The 15,998-nt window shown below is 71.9% G+C and carries 12 protein-coding genes; 6 read left to right on the forward strand and 6 right to left on the reverse strand.

Going from position 1 to position 15,998, the window contains the following annotated elements; all coding sequences use genetic code 11:
* Positions 1–19 precede the first annotated feature (19 nt).
* The 6 genes from ABZS64_RS14630 to ABZS64_RS14655 are packed head-to-tail and all read left to right on the forward strand — an operon-like array spanning position 20 to position 9,870.
* Positions 20–1,435, forward strand: a complete 1,416-nt coding sequence (locus ABZS64_RS14630; RefSeq protein ID WP_355828243.1) for a SagB family peptide dehydrogenase — start codon at positions 20–22, stop codon at positions 1,433–1,435.
* Positions 1,432–2,244 carry an HlyD family efflux transporter periplasmic adaptor subunit gene (locus tag ABZS64_RS14635; protein WP_355828246.1) on the forward strand — a complete coding sequence of 271 codons (813 nt, stop codon included), beginning with the start codon at positions 1,432–1,434 and terminating at the stop codon, positions 2,242–2,244. Before ABZS64_RS14630 ends, ABZS64_RS14635 begins: the two co-directional genes overlap by 4 nt.
* A gap of 14 nt (positions 2,245–2,258) precedes the next feature.
* Positions 2,259–4,526, forward strand: coding sequence for an NHLP family bacteriocin export ABC transporter peptidase/permease/ATPase subunit (locus ABZS64_RS14640; RefSeq protein ID WP_355828249.1), 2,268 nt, complete (start codon positions 2,259–2,261; stop codon positions 4,524–4,526).
* Positions 4,523–7,495, forward strand: coding sequence for an NHLP bacteriocin export ABC transporter permease/ATPase subunit (locus ABZS64_RS14645; protein WP_355828252.1), 2,973 nt, complete (start codon positions 4,523–4,525; stop codon positions 7,493–7,495). The genes ABZS64_RS14640 and ABZS64_RS14645 overlap by 4 nt, the downstream gene beginning before the upstream one ends.
* Before the next feature lie 40 nt (positions 7,496–7,535).
* Positions 7,536–7,871: a YciI family protein gene (locus ABZS64_RS14650; protein WP_355828254.1), complete on the forward strand. Its 336-nt coding sequence runs from the start codon at positions 7,536–7,538 to the stop codon at positions 7,869–7,871.
* Positions 7,872–7,899: 28 nt separating this feature from the next.
* Positions 7,900–9,870, forward strand: a complete 1,971-nt coding sequence (locus ABZS64_RS14655) for a carbamoyltransferase C-terminal domain-containing protein (RefSeq protein ID WP_355828257.1) — start codon at positions 7,900–7,902, stop codon at positions 9,868–9,870.
* Between the two features lie 70 nt (positions 9,871–9,940).
* Here ABZS64_RS14655 and ABZS64_RS14660 read toward each other — a convergent pair whose 3' ends face one another.
* Genes ABZS64_RS14660 through ABZS64_RS14685 form a run of 6 tightly spaced genes read right to left on the reverse strand, consistent with a single transcriptional unit; the run spans position 9,941 to position 15,920 of the window.
* Positions 9,941–10,693, reverse strand: coding sequence for an alpha/beta hydrolase (locus ABZS64_RS14660; protein WP_355828260.1), 753 nt, complete (start codon positions 10,691–10,693; stop codon positions 9,941–9,943).
* On the reverse strand, positions 10,690–11,670 hold the full coding sequence (locus ABZS64_RS14665) for a Rieske 2Fe-2S domain-containing protein (protein ID WP_355828263.1): 981 nt from the start codon (positions 11,668–11,670) through the stop codon (positions 10,690–10,692). Before ABZS64_RS14665 ends, ABZS64_RS14660 begins: the two co-directional genes overlap by 4 nt.
* On the reverse strand, positions 11,670–12,929 hold the full coding sequence (locus ABZS64_RS14670) for an NAD(P)/FAD-dependent oxidoreductase (protein ID WP_355828265.1): 1,260 nt from the start codon (positions 12,927–12,929) through the stop codon (positions 11,670–11,672). Before ABZS64_RS14670 ends, ABZS64_RS14665 begins: the two co-directional genes overlap by 1 nt.
* Before the next feature lie 5 nt (positions 12,930–12,934).
* Positions 12,935–14,125 carry a cytochrome P450 gene (locus ABZS64_RS14675; protein WP_355828268.1) on the reverse strand — a complete coding sequence of 397 codons (1,191 nt, stop codon included), beginning with the start codon at positions 14,123–14,125 and terminating at the stop codon, positions 12,935–12,937.
* A gap of 14 nt (positions 14,126–14,139) precedes the next feature.
* Entirely contained in the window at positions 14,140–15,015 is an 876-nt protein-coding gene (locus ABZS64_RS14680) for an ABC transporter permease (RefSeq protein WP_355828271.1), read from the reverse strand.
* Complete coding sequence (locus ABZS64_RS14685; protein WP_355828274.1) at positions 15,006–15,920, reverse strand: ABC transporter ATP-binding protein; 915 nt, start codon at positions 15,918–15,920, stop codon at positions 15,006–15,008. Before ABZS64_RS14685 ends, ABZS64_RS14680 begins: the two co-directional genes overlap by 10 nt.
* Between the last annotated feature and the right edge of the window lie 78 nt (positions 15,921–15,998).

A 15,998-nucleotide genomic window follows, 5' to 3' on the forward strand; every position in this document is an offset into this window, starting at 1 on the left:
TTCGGACCGGGGGGAACCGATGACGACCGCACCCACGCGGACCATCACCGAGACCGTGCTGAGGCTGCGGCCCGGCGCACGGATCACCGAGGCGGCCCTGCCGTCCGACGGCATCCGTGCCGCCGTCGCCGCCCTCGGCACGGGCGACCGCACGACCGGCGAGCTGGCCGCGGCGGTCACCGCCCTCGACGGCGAACTCGGTCTGCTGCGCTGGCAGATGTTCCTGCGCAGACTCGAGGGCGGTGGTCTGGTGGAGCGCGCGATACGGGTCGCGGGCGAGCCGCACGCCCGGCTGCGCGTCATCGGGCAGGGACCGCTGCCCGCGTCTCCCGCCCTGGCCGGCGCGGTCAAGCTGTCGCGCTTCGCGGTCGCCGCCCCGGCCGACGGGGGAGTCCTCTCCGTACGGGCGCCCGGCAGCCATCTGGCCGTCGAACTCGCTCCACAGGCAGTGGCGTTGCTCGGCGCCCTCACCTCCTGGACCGCACCGGACGGCCTGGACTTCCCGGCACCGGCCGAGGTCCTGGGCCTGTTCGCCGCCGCGGGGCTGCTCGCCCCCGGCGGGCCGGACCACGACGAGGAGACGGCCGACCCGCGCCTCGCCACCTGGCAGTCCGAGGACCGCTGGATCCACGCCCGTACCCGGGGGCCGAAAACGGTCGCCGGATACGGAGGCACGTACCGCAACCGGGACCGGTTCGCTCCCGAACCGGCGGCGCGGCCCTCCTTCCCCGTACGGAGGGTCGCGCCGGCCACCCCCGACCTGGGGGACATCGCCCGCCGCGACCCCTCCCTCACCGAGGTGCTGGAGGGCCGGACGTCCGTACGCGAACACGACCACGACGCGCCCATCACCGTCGACCAGCTCGGCGAACTCCTCTACCGCACGCTGCGTATGCGCTCCACCTTCACCGGCAGTGACGGCCAGGAGCTCGCCGACCGGCCCTGTCCGTCCGGTGGCGCCGTGCACGAGCTGGAGGTCTACCCGCTTGTCACACACTGCGCCGGCCTCGACGCGGGGCTCTGGCACTACGCGACCGACCGGCACGAGCTCGAACTCGTCGCCGAACCGGGCCCCAGAACCCAGGCGTTGGTGTCCGCGGCCCGGGACGGCAGTCTCATGGCGACCGATCCGCAGGTGCTGCTGCTGGTCACCGCCCGCTTCGGCCGGGTGATGTGGAAGTACGAGACCGTCGCGTACCCCCTGATCCTCAAGCACGTCGGCGTGCTCTACCAGACGCTCTATCTCGTCGGCACCGCCATGGGACTCGGCGTGTGCGGGCTCGGCGGCGGGGACGCCGGAGACTTCGCCGCGGCCAGCGGCATCGACCCGCTCATCGAGGGCTCGGTCGGTGAACTGGTGCTCGGCAGCCGCCCAGTGACGCTCCGTCATTCCGCGGGTGTGCCGCGCGGCCACGAGGAGGGACACAGACCATGATGTTCCGCTTCAAGGCGCTTCAGCGGATGCGCGAGCCCGACGAACTCGACTCGCCCACACTGCTCGCCGCCCCCCGCGGCTGGATCGCTCTCTTCGTCGTCCTGATCACCATGGCCGCCGCGCTGATCTGGGCCTTCGCCGGACAGCTCCGCGTCACGGTCAACGCCCCCGGACTGCTCACCCGTCCCGGCGGGACCGCCCGGGTCCAGAGCCCCTACAACGGCACCGTCCACCGTCTGTTCGCCCACCCGGCCGACGCCGTCACCAGCGGTCAGCCGGTGGCCGAGATCAGGGACGCGGACGGCCGCACCCGCAAGATCACCAGCCCCTTCGCCGGCCGAGTCGTCGGTCTCGCCGTCAGCGACGGCCAGGTCGTCACCACCGGCACCTCCCTGTTCACCGTGGAGCGCACCGACGGCCCGGGCGACCGCATGGTCGCCATGGTCTTCGTCCCCTCCGACCGGGCCGCCATGCTCGCCCCCGGCACCCGCGTGGATCTCGCCGTCTCCACCGCCCCGCCCGCGGCCTTCGGGCTGCTGCGCGGCAAGGTCAGCTCGGTGAGCCCGTACCCGCTCACCCAGGAAGCGATCACCGGGCTGGTCGGCGGTGAACTCGCAGCCAAGCGGTACACGGGACAGAGCGCACCCCGGCTGGTGGTCGTCGATCTCATCCCGGACAAGGACACCCGAACCGGCTACGCCTGGTCCACCACCAGCGGGCCGCCCACAGAGCTGGGCTCCCAGGTCTCGGTCGCCGCGACCATCAACCTCGGCAGCCAGACGCCCTTCGACCTCGTCCTCGGACGCTGAGCACGGAGGACCGGATGACGCAGACCCTCACCGCCCCGCCCGCCGCCGACCCGCAGCAGCCAGGACCCTCGGGACCCACCGGGCGGGGGCAGCGACACCGCCCCCGCCGCTGGCGCCACCCCGTGCCGACCGTCATGCAGATGGAGTCGGTCGAGTGCGGCGCAGCGTCGCTCGGTATGATCCTCGGCCACTACGGCCTGCACGTACCGCTCGAAGAGCTGCGCGGTGTCTGCGGCGTGTCCCGCGACGGTGCCAAGGCGTCCACGCTCCTCGCCGCCGCCCGCCAGTACGGCCTCACCGCCAAGGGGTACCAGACCGAGGCCGACAGTCTGCGCGAGCTGACCGGGCCCGTCATCATCTTCTGGGCCTTCCAGCACTTCATGGTGGTGGAAGGGGTACGGACGCGCTTCGGCAGGACCGTCGTCGCCGTCAACGACCCCGCCGCGGGGCCCCGGTTGATGGACTGGGACGAGTTCGACGCCGGCTTCACCGGCATCGTCCTCTCCTTCCAGCCGGGCCCGGACTTCGAGCGGGGCGGCACGCCCACCCGCGTCGGCGCCGCGCTGCTCGCCCGGCGCCTGCCGTCGGGACGCGCCCTGCCGCTGGTGCTGATGGCCAGCGCCCTGCTCGTCGTCCCGGGCATCGCAGCCCCGGCCTTCACCCGGGTCTTCATCGACCGGGTGCTCTCGGGCGGACCGGCCGGCGGCTACCTGGTGCCGCTGCTCGTCGCGATGCTTCTCACCGCCCTGGCCACGCTCATCCTGACCTCCGTGCAGCAGCACTATCTGCTGCGTCTGGAAATCCGGATGGGCCTGGTCTCCTCGGCCCGTTTCTTCCGCCATCTGCTGCGGCTGCCCGTCGACTTCTTCATGCAGCGCAGGCCGGCCGAGGTGGCCAAACGCGTCTCCGGCAACGACGTGGTCGCCGAGATCCTCTCCCGCGATCTCGCCCTGACCGCCGTCAACCTCGTACTCGTCGCCTTCTACGCGGCCCTGCTCATCCGGTACGACGTGCTGCTCGGCGTCATCGGCATCAGCATGGCCCTGCTCAACGTCGTCGTCCTGCGCTGGGTCTCCCGGGCCCGTACGGACGCCGTCGTCGCGCTCAGAGCCGACCGGGGCAACCTCACCGCCACCACCTTCAACACCCTCAGCCAGATCGAGACCGTCAAGGCGACCGGTGCCGAACCGGACGCCTTCAGCCGCTGGGCGGGCTTCCTCGCCAAGGTCGTCTCCGGCCGGCAGCGGCTCGGTGTGCCCACCGCCGTGCTCCTGGTCGTGCCGCCCATGCTCGCCGCCCTCAACAGCGGGCTCATCCTGCTCGTCGGCGGCCAGCGGGTCGTCGACGGCGCGATCAGCATCGGCATCCTGGTCTCCTTCCAGACGCTGCTGGCCGCACTCAGCCGGCCCGTCACCCAGCTCACCAACCTCGGCAGCCGGCTCCAGGACGTCACCGCCGACATCAAGCGGCTGTACGACGTCGAGAAGTTCCCGGCGGACCCGCTGTTCGAGGTGCCCGCCGGGGAGATCCGCACCCGGCTCGACGGCCATCTCGCCCTGGAGAACGTCACCTTCGGCTACAGCCCGCTGTCCGAGCCCGTCATCGAGGACCTCAGCCTCTCCGTGGTCCCGGGCCGAAGGGTCGCCGTCGTCGGCGGCTCCGGAAGCGGAAAGTCCACCCTGGGCAGGCTCCTCACCGGCCTCTACACGCCCTGGTCGGGCTCCATCCTGCTGGACGGCACGCCGCGCGGCGAGGTCTCCCGTACGGTACTGGCCGCCTCCGTCGCCTACGTCGACCAGGACATCTCGCTCTTCGAAGGCACCGTCCGCGACAACCTCACCCTCTGGAACGAGGACATCACCGACGAGGCCGTCATCGCGGCCCTGCACGACGCCGCCGTCTTCGACACCGTCATGACCCGCCCCGGCGGTATCCACTCGCCAGTCTGGGAGAGCGGACGCAACTTCAGCGGCGGCCAGCGCCAACGCCTCGAACTCGCCCGCGCCCTCGCCGCCCAGCCCACCCTGCTCATCCTCGACGAGGCAACCAGCGCCCTCGACCCGGAGACCGAGCGGATCATCATGGACAACCTGCGCCGCCGCGGCTGCGCCTGTCTGACCATCGCGCACCGGCTCTCCACCGTGCGCGACGCCGACGAGATCATCGTGCTGCACGAAGGCCGGATCGCCGAGCGCGGCAGCCATGACGATCTCATCGCCCTGGACGGCCAGTACGCCGCCCTCATCGCCTCCAGCCGCCGGGAAGAAGAGGACGAACTGTGACCGCCGGCCCCGAAGTCGCCGCCACCGGCCCCGTCCCCGCGGGGGACGGCTCGGCCTTCTCGGAGTTCTTCACCGAGGCCGCCACCCCGGCCGAACCCGACCCCGCGCACGCCGACCGTTTCATCGTCCTCGACGATCTGCGCCGCGTACTGCTCGTCGAGTCCGGGGGAGTGGACCTGTTCGCCGTACGCCTCAAGGACGGTGCGCCCACCGGCCGCTGGAACTTCCTGTGCCGTCTGGAGCCCGGCGCGCTGCTCGTCGGCTCGCCGCCGGGGCCGCGCCACGGCATCGTCGGCCGTCCGCTCCCGGGTGCCCGGCTCTCGTATCTCACCATCGCCCGGCTGCAGGGTCTCTCGGCGCTCCGTGCCCAGGACGAGAGCGCCTACCGGGCCGCGGTGCGGCAGTTCCTGCAGGGGCTGGAGGAGGGCATCGTCGCCGTCTCCCAGGCGTTGCGCGACACCCTCCCGCCCCGCGAGTTCGTGCCGCTGGCCGTCGACGGGCCGACGGTCGTCGAGGCCGGAGCGGCGGCCCGCTCGGTCGACGGCGTCCGCTGGGTCGAGGTCGAGCAAGGCACTGTCGAGCTCGGTGAGGGCCTGCCCGGCCGGCTCTCCGCGGGGGCGGACGTCTGTCTTACGGGCCGGGACTGGCTGGTCGCCCAGACCGATGCCCGGGTCCGCACCCGCGGACTGCGCGAACTCCTCGACGAGGGCTTGCTGTGGGGCCGGCTGGTCACCCATGCGGCGCGGCTGCTGTACGCGGTCGACCGCCGCATGGAGCGCCAACGGACCCAGGAGCGCCAGCTTCTGGCGGATCGTCAGGAACGTGATGCGGGAACGCTGAAGGCCGCGGCCACCGGATTCGACGCCGTACTGCACGACACGGAGGCCCGGATCCGGCTCGCCGATGTCGCCGCCGACCCGCCGTCCCTCGCGGCCGCCCGGCTGGTCGCCTCCCACCAGGGCTTCACCGTCCACGCACCGGTCGCCGGCCTCGGCCACGAGCGGGGTCTCGGTGAACTCCAGGCCATCGCCCTGGCCTCCGGGGTCCGCATCCGCGGCGTCCGCCTCGAAGGGCGCTGGTGGCGACAGGACCTGGGCCCGCTCGTCGGGCACCGCAAGGTCGGCGACCTGCCTGTCGCCCTGCTCCCCATCGGCGGCCGGTACGTGATGGTCGAAGCCGGCCGCGTCACCCCCGTCACCCCGGCTCTCGCCGCCGAGCTCCGCAACAAGGGCACCGTCCTGTACCGCCCGCTCCCCGACACCGTCCGTACCCTCGGCGGGCTCCTCCGCTTCGGTATGCACGGCAACCGCCGCGACCTGTGGATGTTCGCCTGTACGGCCGCTGTCGTGGCCCTCGTCGGGCTGCTCGTGCCCATCATGACCGGCACTGTTCTCGGTACCTTCGTCGCCCGCGCCCAGCGCGACCTGATCATCCAGGGCTCGCTGGTGGTGATCGGCTCGGCCCTGGTCGTCGCCGCCATCTCCGTCGTACAGAACATCGCCGTACTGCGGGTCGAGAGCCGCTCCGCGTCCGCCATGCAGGTCGGCGTCTGGACGCGGCTGCTCTCCCTCCCCGCGCCGTTCTTCACCCGCTATTCCACCGGTGAACTCGGCACCACCGTCCTCGGCGTCAGCGCGGCCCAGGAAATGCTCTCCGGAATGCTGACCACGGCCGCGCTCGGTCTGCTCACCGGCTCCGCCAATCTGGTCCTCGTCTATTTCTACGACGTCCGCCTCGCCCTGATCGCCACCGGACTCGTCCTCGGCGGCGCCGTCTTCGCCCTCGTCGCCGGACGCCGGGAGGTCCGCTGGCAGCGCAAGCTGTACACGCACGAGCAGGAGATGTCGTCCAAGGTCTTCCAGCTCCTGTCCGCGGTACCGAAGCTGCGCGTCGCGGCCGCCGAGGACCGGGTGTTCGGAGTGTGGGCGGCCGAACTCGCCAGGGGCCGCAGCCTCGGCGCCGCCTCCCGGCGCATCCAGAACGCCGTCACCACCTTCAACGCCGTTTTCCCCCTGCTGTGTTCGGTGGTGCTGTTCGCCGTCATCGCCGGACCGATGCACGGCGAGGTGCCGGTCGCGGCGTTCCTCTCCTTCTTCGCCGCGTTCAACCTGCTGCTCGCCTCCAGCCTCCAGTTCACCGCGGCCGCCATCACCGCGATGGGCGTCGTGCCCATGCTGGAGAAGCTCCGCCCGATCCTGGAGGCCGAACCCGAGGACGACACCGGCAAGGCGGACCCCGGCGATCTCTCCGGACGTCTCGCCCTCAGCCATGTCTCCTTCCGCTACGGCCAGGACGGGCCGCTGGCCCTGCAGGACGTGACCCTGAAGGTCGAGCCGGGCGAGTTCGTCGCCCTCGTCGGCCCCTCCGGCAGCGGCAAGTCCACCGTGCTGCGGCTGCTCCTCGGCTTCGAACAACCCGCCGCGGGCACGGTGCTGTACGACGGCCAGGACCTCGCAGAGCTGGAGGTCTCCGCCGTACGCCGCCAGTGCGGCGTTGTCCTGCAGAGCGGCTCGCTGCTCGCCGGGGACATCAAGGCAAACATCATCGGCAGCAGCAGCCACACCATCGACGACGCCTGGGCAGCCGCCGAGATGGCCGGTGTCGCCGCCGACATCCAGGCCATGCCCATGGGCATGAACACGGTGCTCTCCGAGGGCACCAACACCCTCTCCGGAGGCCAGCGGCAGCGCCTGATGATCGCCCGCGCGCTCGTCGCCCGCCCCCGCATCGTCTTCTTCGACGAGGCAACCAGTGCCCTCGACAACCCCACGCAGAAGCGCGTCACCGAGTCCACCCGCCGGCTCAACGCCACCCGTGTCGTCATCGCCCACCGGCTGTCCACCGTCGCGGGCGCGGACCGCATCGTCGTCATGGACCAGGGACGCATCGTCCAGCAGGGCCGGTACGAGGAACTGCTCGCCGACCACGAGGGACTCTTCGCCCGCCTCGCCCGCCGTCAGATCTCCTGATCCCCCTGTCCTGACCGTTCTCACCTCCAGGAGGCCACCCGTGGAATTCGCCCTGCTCGTCTGCGGCGAGGAGAAGGCATGGGACGACATGCCGGAGTCCGAGCGCCGCGAACGCTTCGAAGCGAACCTGCGGTACGGCCGCGAACTGCACGAGGCCGGGGTCGTGATCCGGTACGGGGCCAAGCTCGCCCGCCCCGACGTCGCCGCCAAAGGTGAACGTGCCCAGGACGGCCGCCCCGAGGTCGGCGGTCTGTGGATCCTCGAACTCGACTCCGAGGAAGCGGCGTTGGAGTGGGCCGCCCGGATGCCCGTGAGCCCGGGCAACGTCGTCGACGTACGCCGCTGCGACCGTCCGGGCGCCACGAGATCCGACTGAGCCCATCCACAGCCGAGGAGGAACAAACATGACGGCAGAGCACTACCTCTCCGCCTATCTGACGCCGCCCGGAGAGCTGTCCGTGCTCTCCCCCCGACACGACCAGAACCTCGCACTCTGGCGCCGCACGGGCCGCACCGTCGAGCTCGTACGGCTGTGGGAGCTGGAGCGGATCAGCGGCCAGAAGCACCACTTCTGGCCGCTGTACACCCCGGAGAGGGCACGCGCGCTGCTGTCGGACCTGCTGGCCGCCGAAGGGCTCGGCCTCGCCGACATCCGCGCCTCCTGGGGGACCCCGGGGCTTCCCGGTCATCGCCCGATCCCGGTGCCGCCGGGCGCCGGGGACTTTCCGGTGCACAGCCTCGGCCATCTGTTCAGCGGGCTGCTGCGCGACACCCGGGTCTTCCGCGAGGGGACCGTCATCGGCCTGGCCGTGGACGGTGCTCCCGACCACGTACAGGACGAGCAGACCAAGGAGTTCTGGTACGCGGGCTGCCTGTCCCGGCGGGGGGAGGTGAGCTATCTGCCCGTCGAGTCGCCAGGCCCGCTCTACACCGCCGCCGAAACGCTCTTCGGCAAGGAGCCCGGCACCCTCATGGCGCTGGCCACCGCCTGCCGTACCGAGATCGCGTACGACACGGAGAAGGCGGCCGCGTCCGTGCGTCTCTACGGCGGGCGGACCGCGCCCTGGCAGGTGGCCCACCGCCTGGTGCGCGGCGCGGTCGCCGAGGCCCGGCGGCAGCTCGCGGGCGGCGCGCCCGACCCGGAGTTCAGCGCCGAGGAGAACCTGCAGAGCGCGGTCATGAAGATCGTGCAGCGCTGCTGCGAACTGGTCGCGATCCGCAATGTGGAGCGGCTGCTCGCGCTCGGAGACGTACGTCCCGAGGACTGCCATCTCGCCACCAGCGGCGGCTTCGCCCTCAACTGCCCCACCAATTCACTCCTCATGGACCACTTCGGCTTCCGGTCCCTGCTCACCCCGCCGAGCGCCAACGACTCCGGTCAGGCGCTCGGTCTCGGCCTGCTCGCCCTGCACACCACGGGCCTGCTGGACGGCGCTGAACTGCGAGTCGACTCCGCCTACTACGGGAATCCGCTGCGCGACACGGACCGGGCGATCGCCGAATTCGAGCCGTGGATCGAGTCCGTGGAGGAGTTCACGCCCGAGGCCTTCGTCCAGGACGTGACGGACGGGGTGATCGCGTGGGTGGACGGCGCCGCCGAGATCGGTCCGCGTGCGCTCGGCCACCGCAGCCTGCTCGGCGACCCGCGCTCGGCGAAGGTCAAGGACCGGCTGAACGACCTCAAACAGCGGCAGTGGTGGCGCCCGGTCGCGCCGATCGTCCTCGCCGACCATGCCGGGGACTGGTTCGAGGGCTCCCGTCCTTCGCCGTACATGCTGGAGACGGTCCAGGTACCCGCCGACGCACGCGACCGTGTTCCGGCCGTGCTGCACCTGGACGGCTCGGCCCGCCACCAGTGCCTCACCGCGCAGGCCAACCCGCGGCTGTACCGCGCGATCGACGCCTTCCGCGAGGTCACCGGTGTGGCACTGCTGTGCAACACCTCGCTCAACGACAAGGGCGAACCGATCGTCGACACCGCCGCGGAGGCGCTGACCTTCTGTGTACGCAAGGGACTCGGCGTCGCCTACATCGACGGCCGCCGGATCGCGCTGCGCCCCGGACCCGAGGCGCCCGCCGGGCCGCGCCCGCGCGCGACGGCGTACTTCGCCGGGCAGGAGGCCGACCGGGCGGCGCACTGGCAGAGCTGGCTCGACCGCGGCTACACGCAGGGCGGGATGTTCCTGCTCTCCCGCACGCCGGGGCTGCGCACCGAGCCGGCGGCCGAGGTGAACGCGCTCGCCGAGCAGGAGGCCTCGGTCAACCCGGGCTTCGCGCTGATGGTCGACCGCTTCTGTGCCGCGCACGGCCCGGGGCGGTCGTTCCTGGGGGCGCCTGGGGAGCTGCCCGCGCGGATGGTGGGGATGGACGGCTGAGTGAGCTGATCGCGCGCATACGGAAGCGGGGCCGGGTGAGTGTCACCCGGCCCCGCTTCCGTACGTCCGCTCACGCGAGGTGGCGGGCGAGCGCGCCCGCGACCGCCTCCGGCCGTTCCAGCAGCGGCAGATGCCCGGTCTCCGGCAGCGAAAGAACCTCGCACTCCGCGACATCCTCGGCCAGCCACCGCGCGTTCCGCCTGAACGTGGGCATGTCCTCGTCGCCGATGACGACGAGGGTACGGGCCCGGATGCGGCGCAGGTCCTCACGGGAGTGGTGGTGAGCGGTGAGCGCGTTCATGCTGCCGTCGTCCAGCTCGGCCCAGCTGTGCTTGCGGATCACCTCGCGCAGTGCGGCGCGCAGCCGCGGATGGCGTTCCGTGCCGTTGAAGATGTCGGGCGGCGAGGCCATCCACAGGTCGGCCAGCTGTTCGCCGGGGCCCGTGATCCTCTTGGCCATCGCGAGTTGCTGATAGCGCCGTCGCGCGTGCGGCTCGGGCGGGGCGCCCGCGAGGGTCGGTGCGGCCAGCACCAGACGTTCCGTCACATCCGGGTGGTCCACGGCGATCTGGAGGGCCACGGAGGAGCCGTACGAGAGCGCGACCATGCGTTCAGTGCCCTCCGCGCGGGCGCGATCGGCGATCCGGGCGGCGAGCGCGGGCAGCGTCAGCCCGGCGGGGATGGGCTCGGCCGTGCCGTGTCCCGGCAGGTCCACCCCGATGTGGCGGAAACCGGGAAGCAGCTCCCAGAGCGGTTCCCAGGTGGTGGAGTCCATGGTGTAGCCGTGCAGCCACAGCACGGCGGGCCGGGTGCCGCCGCTCATGACGCCGCGGGTGTCGTGGCGGGTGACGGCTCGGGACGGGAGAGGTCCCGGAAGCCCTGGCAGAAGGCCCGGTACGCGACCACCGGGGCGTCACCGGGGTCGTAGCGGGGCACATGGTCCGGGTCGAGGTGGTCCCAGATGACGGCGTCCTCGGCGAGCGCGCGTTCGCTGCCCGTGATGAGCATCGGCAACTCGCCCTCCTGGCCCGGCCGTACCCCGATCGCCACACGGGCCGTACTACCGCTGCCGTCGGCGTTCGGCACGGCACCGGTGATGATGACGTGCTCCCGCCCGGCAGGCCCGAACTCGGTGACGACGACGCCGGGGCTGAAGGCACGCGCATGGAACCGCGGCACGTAGTCCCACCGGACGACCCCGGTCCGTACCGAATCCCAGCGCACCTTCTCCTTGGCCCGGGCGTCCTGCCACGGCGAGGTCTGCATCAGAAAGTCCCCGTCGATGACCAGCTCACCGCTGTCGCCGTGCGAGACGGTCATACCGCGCACCTTGGGCACCTTGTGCAGGGCGGTGAAGTGGTCGGCGTCGAAGGCGTTCTCGACGACCAGTGCCGAATCCGCCGAGACGGGCTGTGCGACCGCCTGAACCACCGGATGGGTCCGCGCCCACTCCCGCATCCGCGCCTCGAACCCGCGGTCGTCGGCGTCCTCCCGCGAGAGCCGTACGAAGACGGCGTCCCCGGCGACGAGCACCGGATGTTCCCCGACCGACCAGCGCTTGGAGGTGTCGCCCAGCGCGATCCGCTTTCCGTGGAAGGGGCAGACGAGGCAGCCCCCGTCGAGCTTTCCGCCGTACCCCAGATGTGCCCCGCGGTGCGGGCAGGACCCGTCGAAGACCCGTATCAGGTCCTCGCCGTCCCGCACGGCGACAAGCCGCCGCGGACCGATCGCCAACGGTGTGACGTCGGTGTCCAGTTCGGACCGGAAGGCCAGCAGGTACCACCCGGAATGCACGGTCATCACGCCACGTCCTTAGCTGTTTCTTTGCCCAGCAGCTCCCGCGCCGCGCGCCGTCCGGACGCCATCGCGCCCTGGACCCAGGGGAGTTGCTCACCGCACACCGTTGCCTCGCCCGCGAAGAACAGCGTCCCGCCGAGCGGTTCGGCCCACTTCGAGACGGCATCGCCGGCTCCCGCGCGGGGCGCGGTGAAGGCACCGCGCGACCAGGGGTCGGAGCCCCAGTCGGCCACCGTGACGGCGGTCACCGCGGCGTCCCGCACCCAGGGGAGTGCTGGGGCGAGCAGGGCACGGGGATCGCCGTCGTGCTGTACGGCGGAGCGCACCGGCCCGGCGGCCGCCGCCTTGGCCACCACCAGGACCTCAGGGCGCCCGGCCGCCGTCCGTACGAAGCCCGCCGAGCCGTCCGTGTCGAGTACCACCGCCGTCTCGGGAGCGGGCCGCGACAGCGAGATCACCGCGCAGATGCCGTCGCCCGCCCGCAGTTCGCGGGCCGCCGCATGTTTGTACGCCGGCAGCTCGTCGAAGGCCGTGGCCCCCGCCGCAACCACCGAAGGCGGCACGGTGATCACCACCGCGCCCGCCCGGATCACGCCCTCGTGAGTACGGACCGTCACCCGGCCCGGCGACCACTCGAGCCCGAGCACCGGACTGGAGCGCCGTACATCCGGGAGCGCAGCCGCAAGGCGGCCGGGCAGCAGCCCGAACCCGCCGGACACCGCGAACTCGCCCTGGCCCACCGCGTCCCCGCGCCGGGCCGCCGCGACTCCCGCCGCGCTCAACTCGTCAGGTTCGGCAGCCCAGTTCTGCCGGAACCACTCCTCGGCTGCGCGTCCTTCGGAACCTGCCACGCGCTGGGCGCGGAGCCACGCGCCCACCGACACACCGTCCCCGGCGAGGCCCTGCGCGTACGCGGCGTGCAGCTGCCCCTCAAGGACCCAGGGCGCCCTGCGGCCGGGACGGGCCAGAACCGCCATGGGATGTGCGGCGCCCTCGCTGACCACGCGGGCGGTGACGGCGCGCGGCACCGCCTCCATCAGCTCCGGGCCCATCAGCGCGTGCACCGGGTTGTGCTCGCCGTGGACGACCTGCGCGCCCAGCTCCACCGGTGGGCCGCCGTCGGCCGGCCGGTGGGTGCGGATGCGGCCGCCGACCCGTTCGCGGGCCTCCAGCACGGTCACCCGCAGGCCCGCCTCGTGCAGCCGTGTCGCACAGGCCAGTCCGCTGATTCCCGCGCCGATCACAACGACGTCGGTACCCATCCGGGTCACTCCGTTCCGTACAGGCTGAGGGGGAAGGCGCGCAGCCGGCGGGGAATCAGCCGACCGCCGTCCCAGTCGGGCGCGTCGGTGAGCGCCCGCGCCCCGGGGAACCGCCCGGCCAGCCGCGCCAGCAGTACGGCGCCCGTCTGCCGTACGAGCTGGGCGGCCAGGCAGAAGTGCGGGCCCGCGCCGAAGGCGAGATGGGGGTTGGGGGAGCGGTCGGGCACCAGCTCGTCGGGCCGGGCGAAGACGGCGGCGTCGCGATTGGCGGCAGCGAGCACGGACAGCACACGCGCGCCCGCGGGAATCGTTCCGCCGGGCAGCCGGACCTGACGGGTGGCGACCCGCGCGGTGAAGGGGATGGGGGCTTCGAGCCGCAGCAGTTCGTCCATGGCGCTGCGGGCAAGCTCGTCGCCTCCCGTATGCAGACGGGCCATCACCTCGGGCCGGGGCAGCAGCCAGGCGAGCCCGTTCCCGACCGCTTCGGCGAGCGGCTGCCAGCCACCCACCACGGCCAGCCCGAGGACGCCGAGCATCTCGGCCCGGGACAGCCTCTCGTCGGAGGCGAACACGGCGAGCGGGGAGGTGTCCCCCCGTACCGTCAACTCGCGGGCGTGCGCGTCCAGATAACGGGTCAGCTCGCCCATCGCGCGCCGGCCTGCCGCCGCAGCCTCGGGCCCGGCCATTGGGTCGAGGTTGACGGACGCGGCGCGCGCGAGCAGCTCGAAGCGCGGCCGCTCGGCGTCGGGCAGCCCGAAGAGAGCCGCGAAGACGGCGGTGGCCAGCGGCACTCCGATACCGGAGGTGGCGTCGAGCACCCGGGGCGCCCGGTCCAGCAGCGCATCGGCCTCCGCCGCGATCCGGTCCGCGACGGACCGGATGGCGGCGGGCCCCAGCAGCAGCGTGCCGGGGGCACGCAGCCGCTGGTGGTCGGGTGCGTCGGTGGTGAGCATCGACGGCGGAAGGTCGTCGTCGCGGGCGCGCTCCCGCTGGCCCTGCGCGGCGGAGAGGCCGTCGTCGCGGAGCGCGGCCGAGCAGTCGGCGTGCGAGGTGAGCAGCCACATCCGGGACGCGGGGTCGAAATGCACCGGGTCGTTCTCACGGAGCCATCGGTAGGCCGGATACGGATCGGCGCGCCCGGCGGGCGAGAAGGGGTGGGCCAGATGTCCCGGCAGTCGTACGAGAGCCGTCGCCATGGTGACTCCTGTCGTCAGCGGACGCGTGGTCCGCGCCAGCGGAAGGTCCAGGCGGTCAGCGCGAGCCCGGCCACCGACCACAGCCCGAGCACGAGGGCGATAGCGCCCAGTTCCCAGTTCCCGGCGGGCTCGACGGCGGCGAAGGAGTCGGGCAGAAAGACCGAACGGAAGCCCTGCGCCATCCACTTGAGCGGGAAGAACGCGGCCGTGGTCTGCATCCACTGCGGCAGCTGGCCGAAGGGGAAGAACACTCCCGAGATGAACTGCATGACCATGAAGACCGGTGTGACGATCGCGGCGGCCGACCGGCTGTTGGGAATGGCCGCGCTGTACGCGAAGGCGAGCAGGGTGCATGCGACCGTGCCCAGGGTCAGCACCCAGGCGAGGGTGAGCCAGCGCTCGGGGCTGCTGGGCAGCGGCAGCGCGAACAGCGCCACCGCCAGGATCAGCAGCAGCGCGGTCTCCAGCAGCGTCGTCACCACGACCCGTACCAACTTGCCGGTGAAGTAGGCCGACTTGGGCATGGGCGTCATCGCGAGGCGGCGCACCGTGCCGGTGTCCCGCTCGATCGCCACATTGATCGCAAGGCCGGAGAAGGCGGTGCTCATCACACCTGCCGCGATGATGCCCGCGATGAAGAGCTGCTTGAGATCGGTGTCGGTCCCCTCGACCTTGCCGTCGAAGATCGATCCGAAGACGACGAGCATCAGGACGGGGAAGAGCAGCGTGAAGATCAGCGACTGCTTGTTGCGGAAGAAGGCCCGAAGCTCGACACGGGAACGGGCCACGCTCGCGCGCCACCAGCCCGGCAGCGCACCGCCCCCCGGCTCTCTCTTCGCGCGTACGGATCCGCCCGTACGGACAGTCTGCTGATGGTCCGTCACGGACATGACGTCTCCTCGATGGCCCGGTTCTCGCGGTGTTCACGGATCAGCCGGAGGTAGGTCTCTTCCAGCGTCGGCCGGTGCACACTCAGCTCCGGCAGCTCGGTGACCCCCGCATCCCGCGCCCAGGCCAGCAGCACCGCCATCAACTGGGTCGGTTCATGGGTGAGTACGGTGACGACGCCCATCTCCTCGGCTCCGCCGGGCATTCCGTCGGACTCCAGCAGCGCGTCGGGCGGCAGAGCCGGCAGGCCGCGCCGAGAGAGTGCGGCGGTGAGCCGGAAGGAGACGGTGGCGGGCGTGTGCGCGCGGCCGCCGAGTTCGGACATGGTGCCCAGCTGGGCGACGCGCCCGTCGACGATGACGGCCGCCCGTTGCGCGAGCGCCTCCGCCTCGTCCAGATAGTGCGTCGTGAGAACGGTGGTCCGGCCGCGGTCGGCGAAGTACCGGACCAGTTCCCACGCCTCGCGGCGGGCCACCGGGTCGAGCCCCGTGGTCGGCTCGTCGAGGAAGATCAGTTCGGGGTCGCCGACGACCCCCACGGCCACATCGAGCCGGCGCTGCTGGCCGCCCGACAATGCCGTCGTCTGTTTCCGTTCGTGAGCACCGAGTCCGACCATGTCGATGATCTGGCCGACCGGCAGCGGCGCCGGATAGAACGCCGCGAAATGCTCCACCACTTCCTTCACGGTCAGATCGGTGTACGCGCCGGTGGCCTGCGGTACGACACCGATCCTGGACCGCCAGGTGCGGCGGTCCTCGGCCGGATCACAGCCGAGGACCCGCACCTCGCCGCTGGTTCTCTGCCGTATCCCCTCCAGGATTTCGACGGTAGTCGTCTTGCCCGCGCCGTTCGGCCCGAGCAGGGCGAATACCTCTCCCTGGTGAATTTCCAGATCAAGGTTCTGCACGGCGAATGCGTCACCGTATTGCTTGTGCAGACCGCGTACCTGAACGGGATGGACATCCCCAGCGGCTTGAACCACTTT

Origin of the sequence: Streptomyces sp. NPDC005408 (genome assembly GCF_040606445.1) — a bacterium.
Taxonomy (GTDB): Bacteria; Actinomycetota; Actinomycetes; order Streptomycetales; family Streptomycetaceae; genus Streptomyces.

Excerpts from the sequence above, each read along its gene's own strand:
- ABZS64_RS14630 (WP_355828243.1), top strand. The coding sequence starts at position 20 with ATGACGACCGCACCCACGCGGACCATCACCGAGACCGTGCTGAGGCTG.
- ABZS64_RS14635 (WP_355828246.1), top strand. The coding sequence starts at position 1,432 with ATGATGTTCCGCTTCAAGGCGCTTCAGCGGATGCGCGAGCCCGACGAA.
- ABZS64_RS14640 (WP_355828249.1), top strand. The coding sequence starts at position 2,259 with ATGACGCAGACCCTCACCGCCCCGCCCGCCGCCGACCCGCAGCAGCCA.
- ABZS64_RS14655 (WP_355828257.1), top strand. The coding sequence starts at position 7,900 with ATGACGGCAGAGCACTACCTCTCCGCCTATCTGACGCCGCCCGGAGAG.
- ABZS64_RS14660 (WP_355828260.1), bottom strand. The coding sequence starts at position 10,693 with ATGAGCGGCGGCACCCGGCCCGCCGTGCTGTGGCTGCACGGCTACACC.
- ABZS64_RS14665 (WP_355828263.1), bottom strand. The coding sequence starts at position 11,670 with ATGACCGTGCATTCCGGGTGGTACCTGCTGGCCTTCCGGTCCGAACTG.
- ABZS64_RS14670 (WP_355828265.1), bottom strand. The coding sequence starts at position 12,929 with ATGGGTACCGACGTCGTTGTGATCGGCGCGGGAATCAGCGGACTGGCC.
- ABZS64_RS14675 (WP_355828268.1), bottom strand. The coding sequence starts at position 14,125 with ATGGCGACGGCTCTCGTACGACTGCCGGGACATCTGGCCCACCCCTTC.
- ABZS64_RS14680 (WP_355828271.1), bottom strand. The coding sequence starts at position 15,015 with ATGTCCGTGACGGACCATCAGCAGACTGTCCGTACGGGCGGATCCGTA.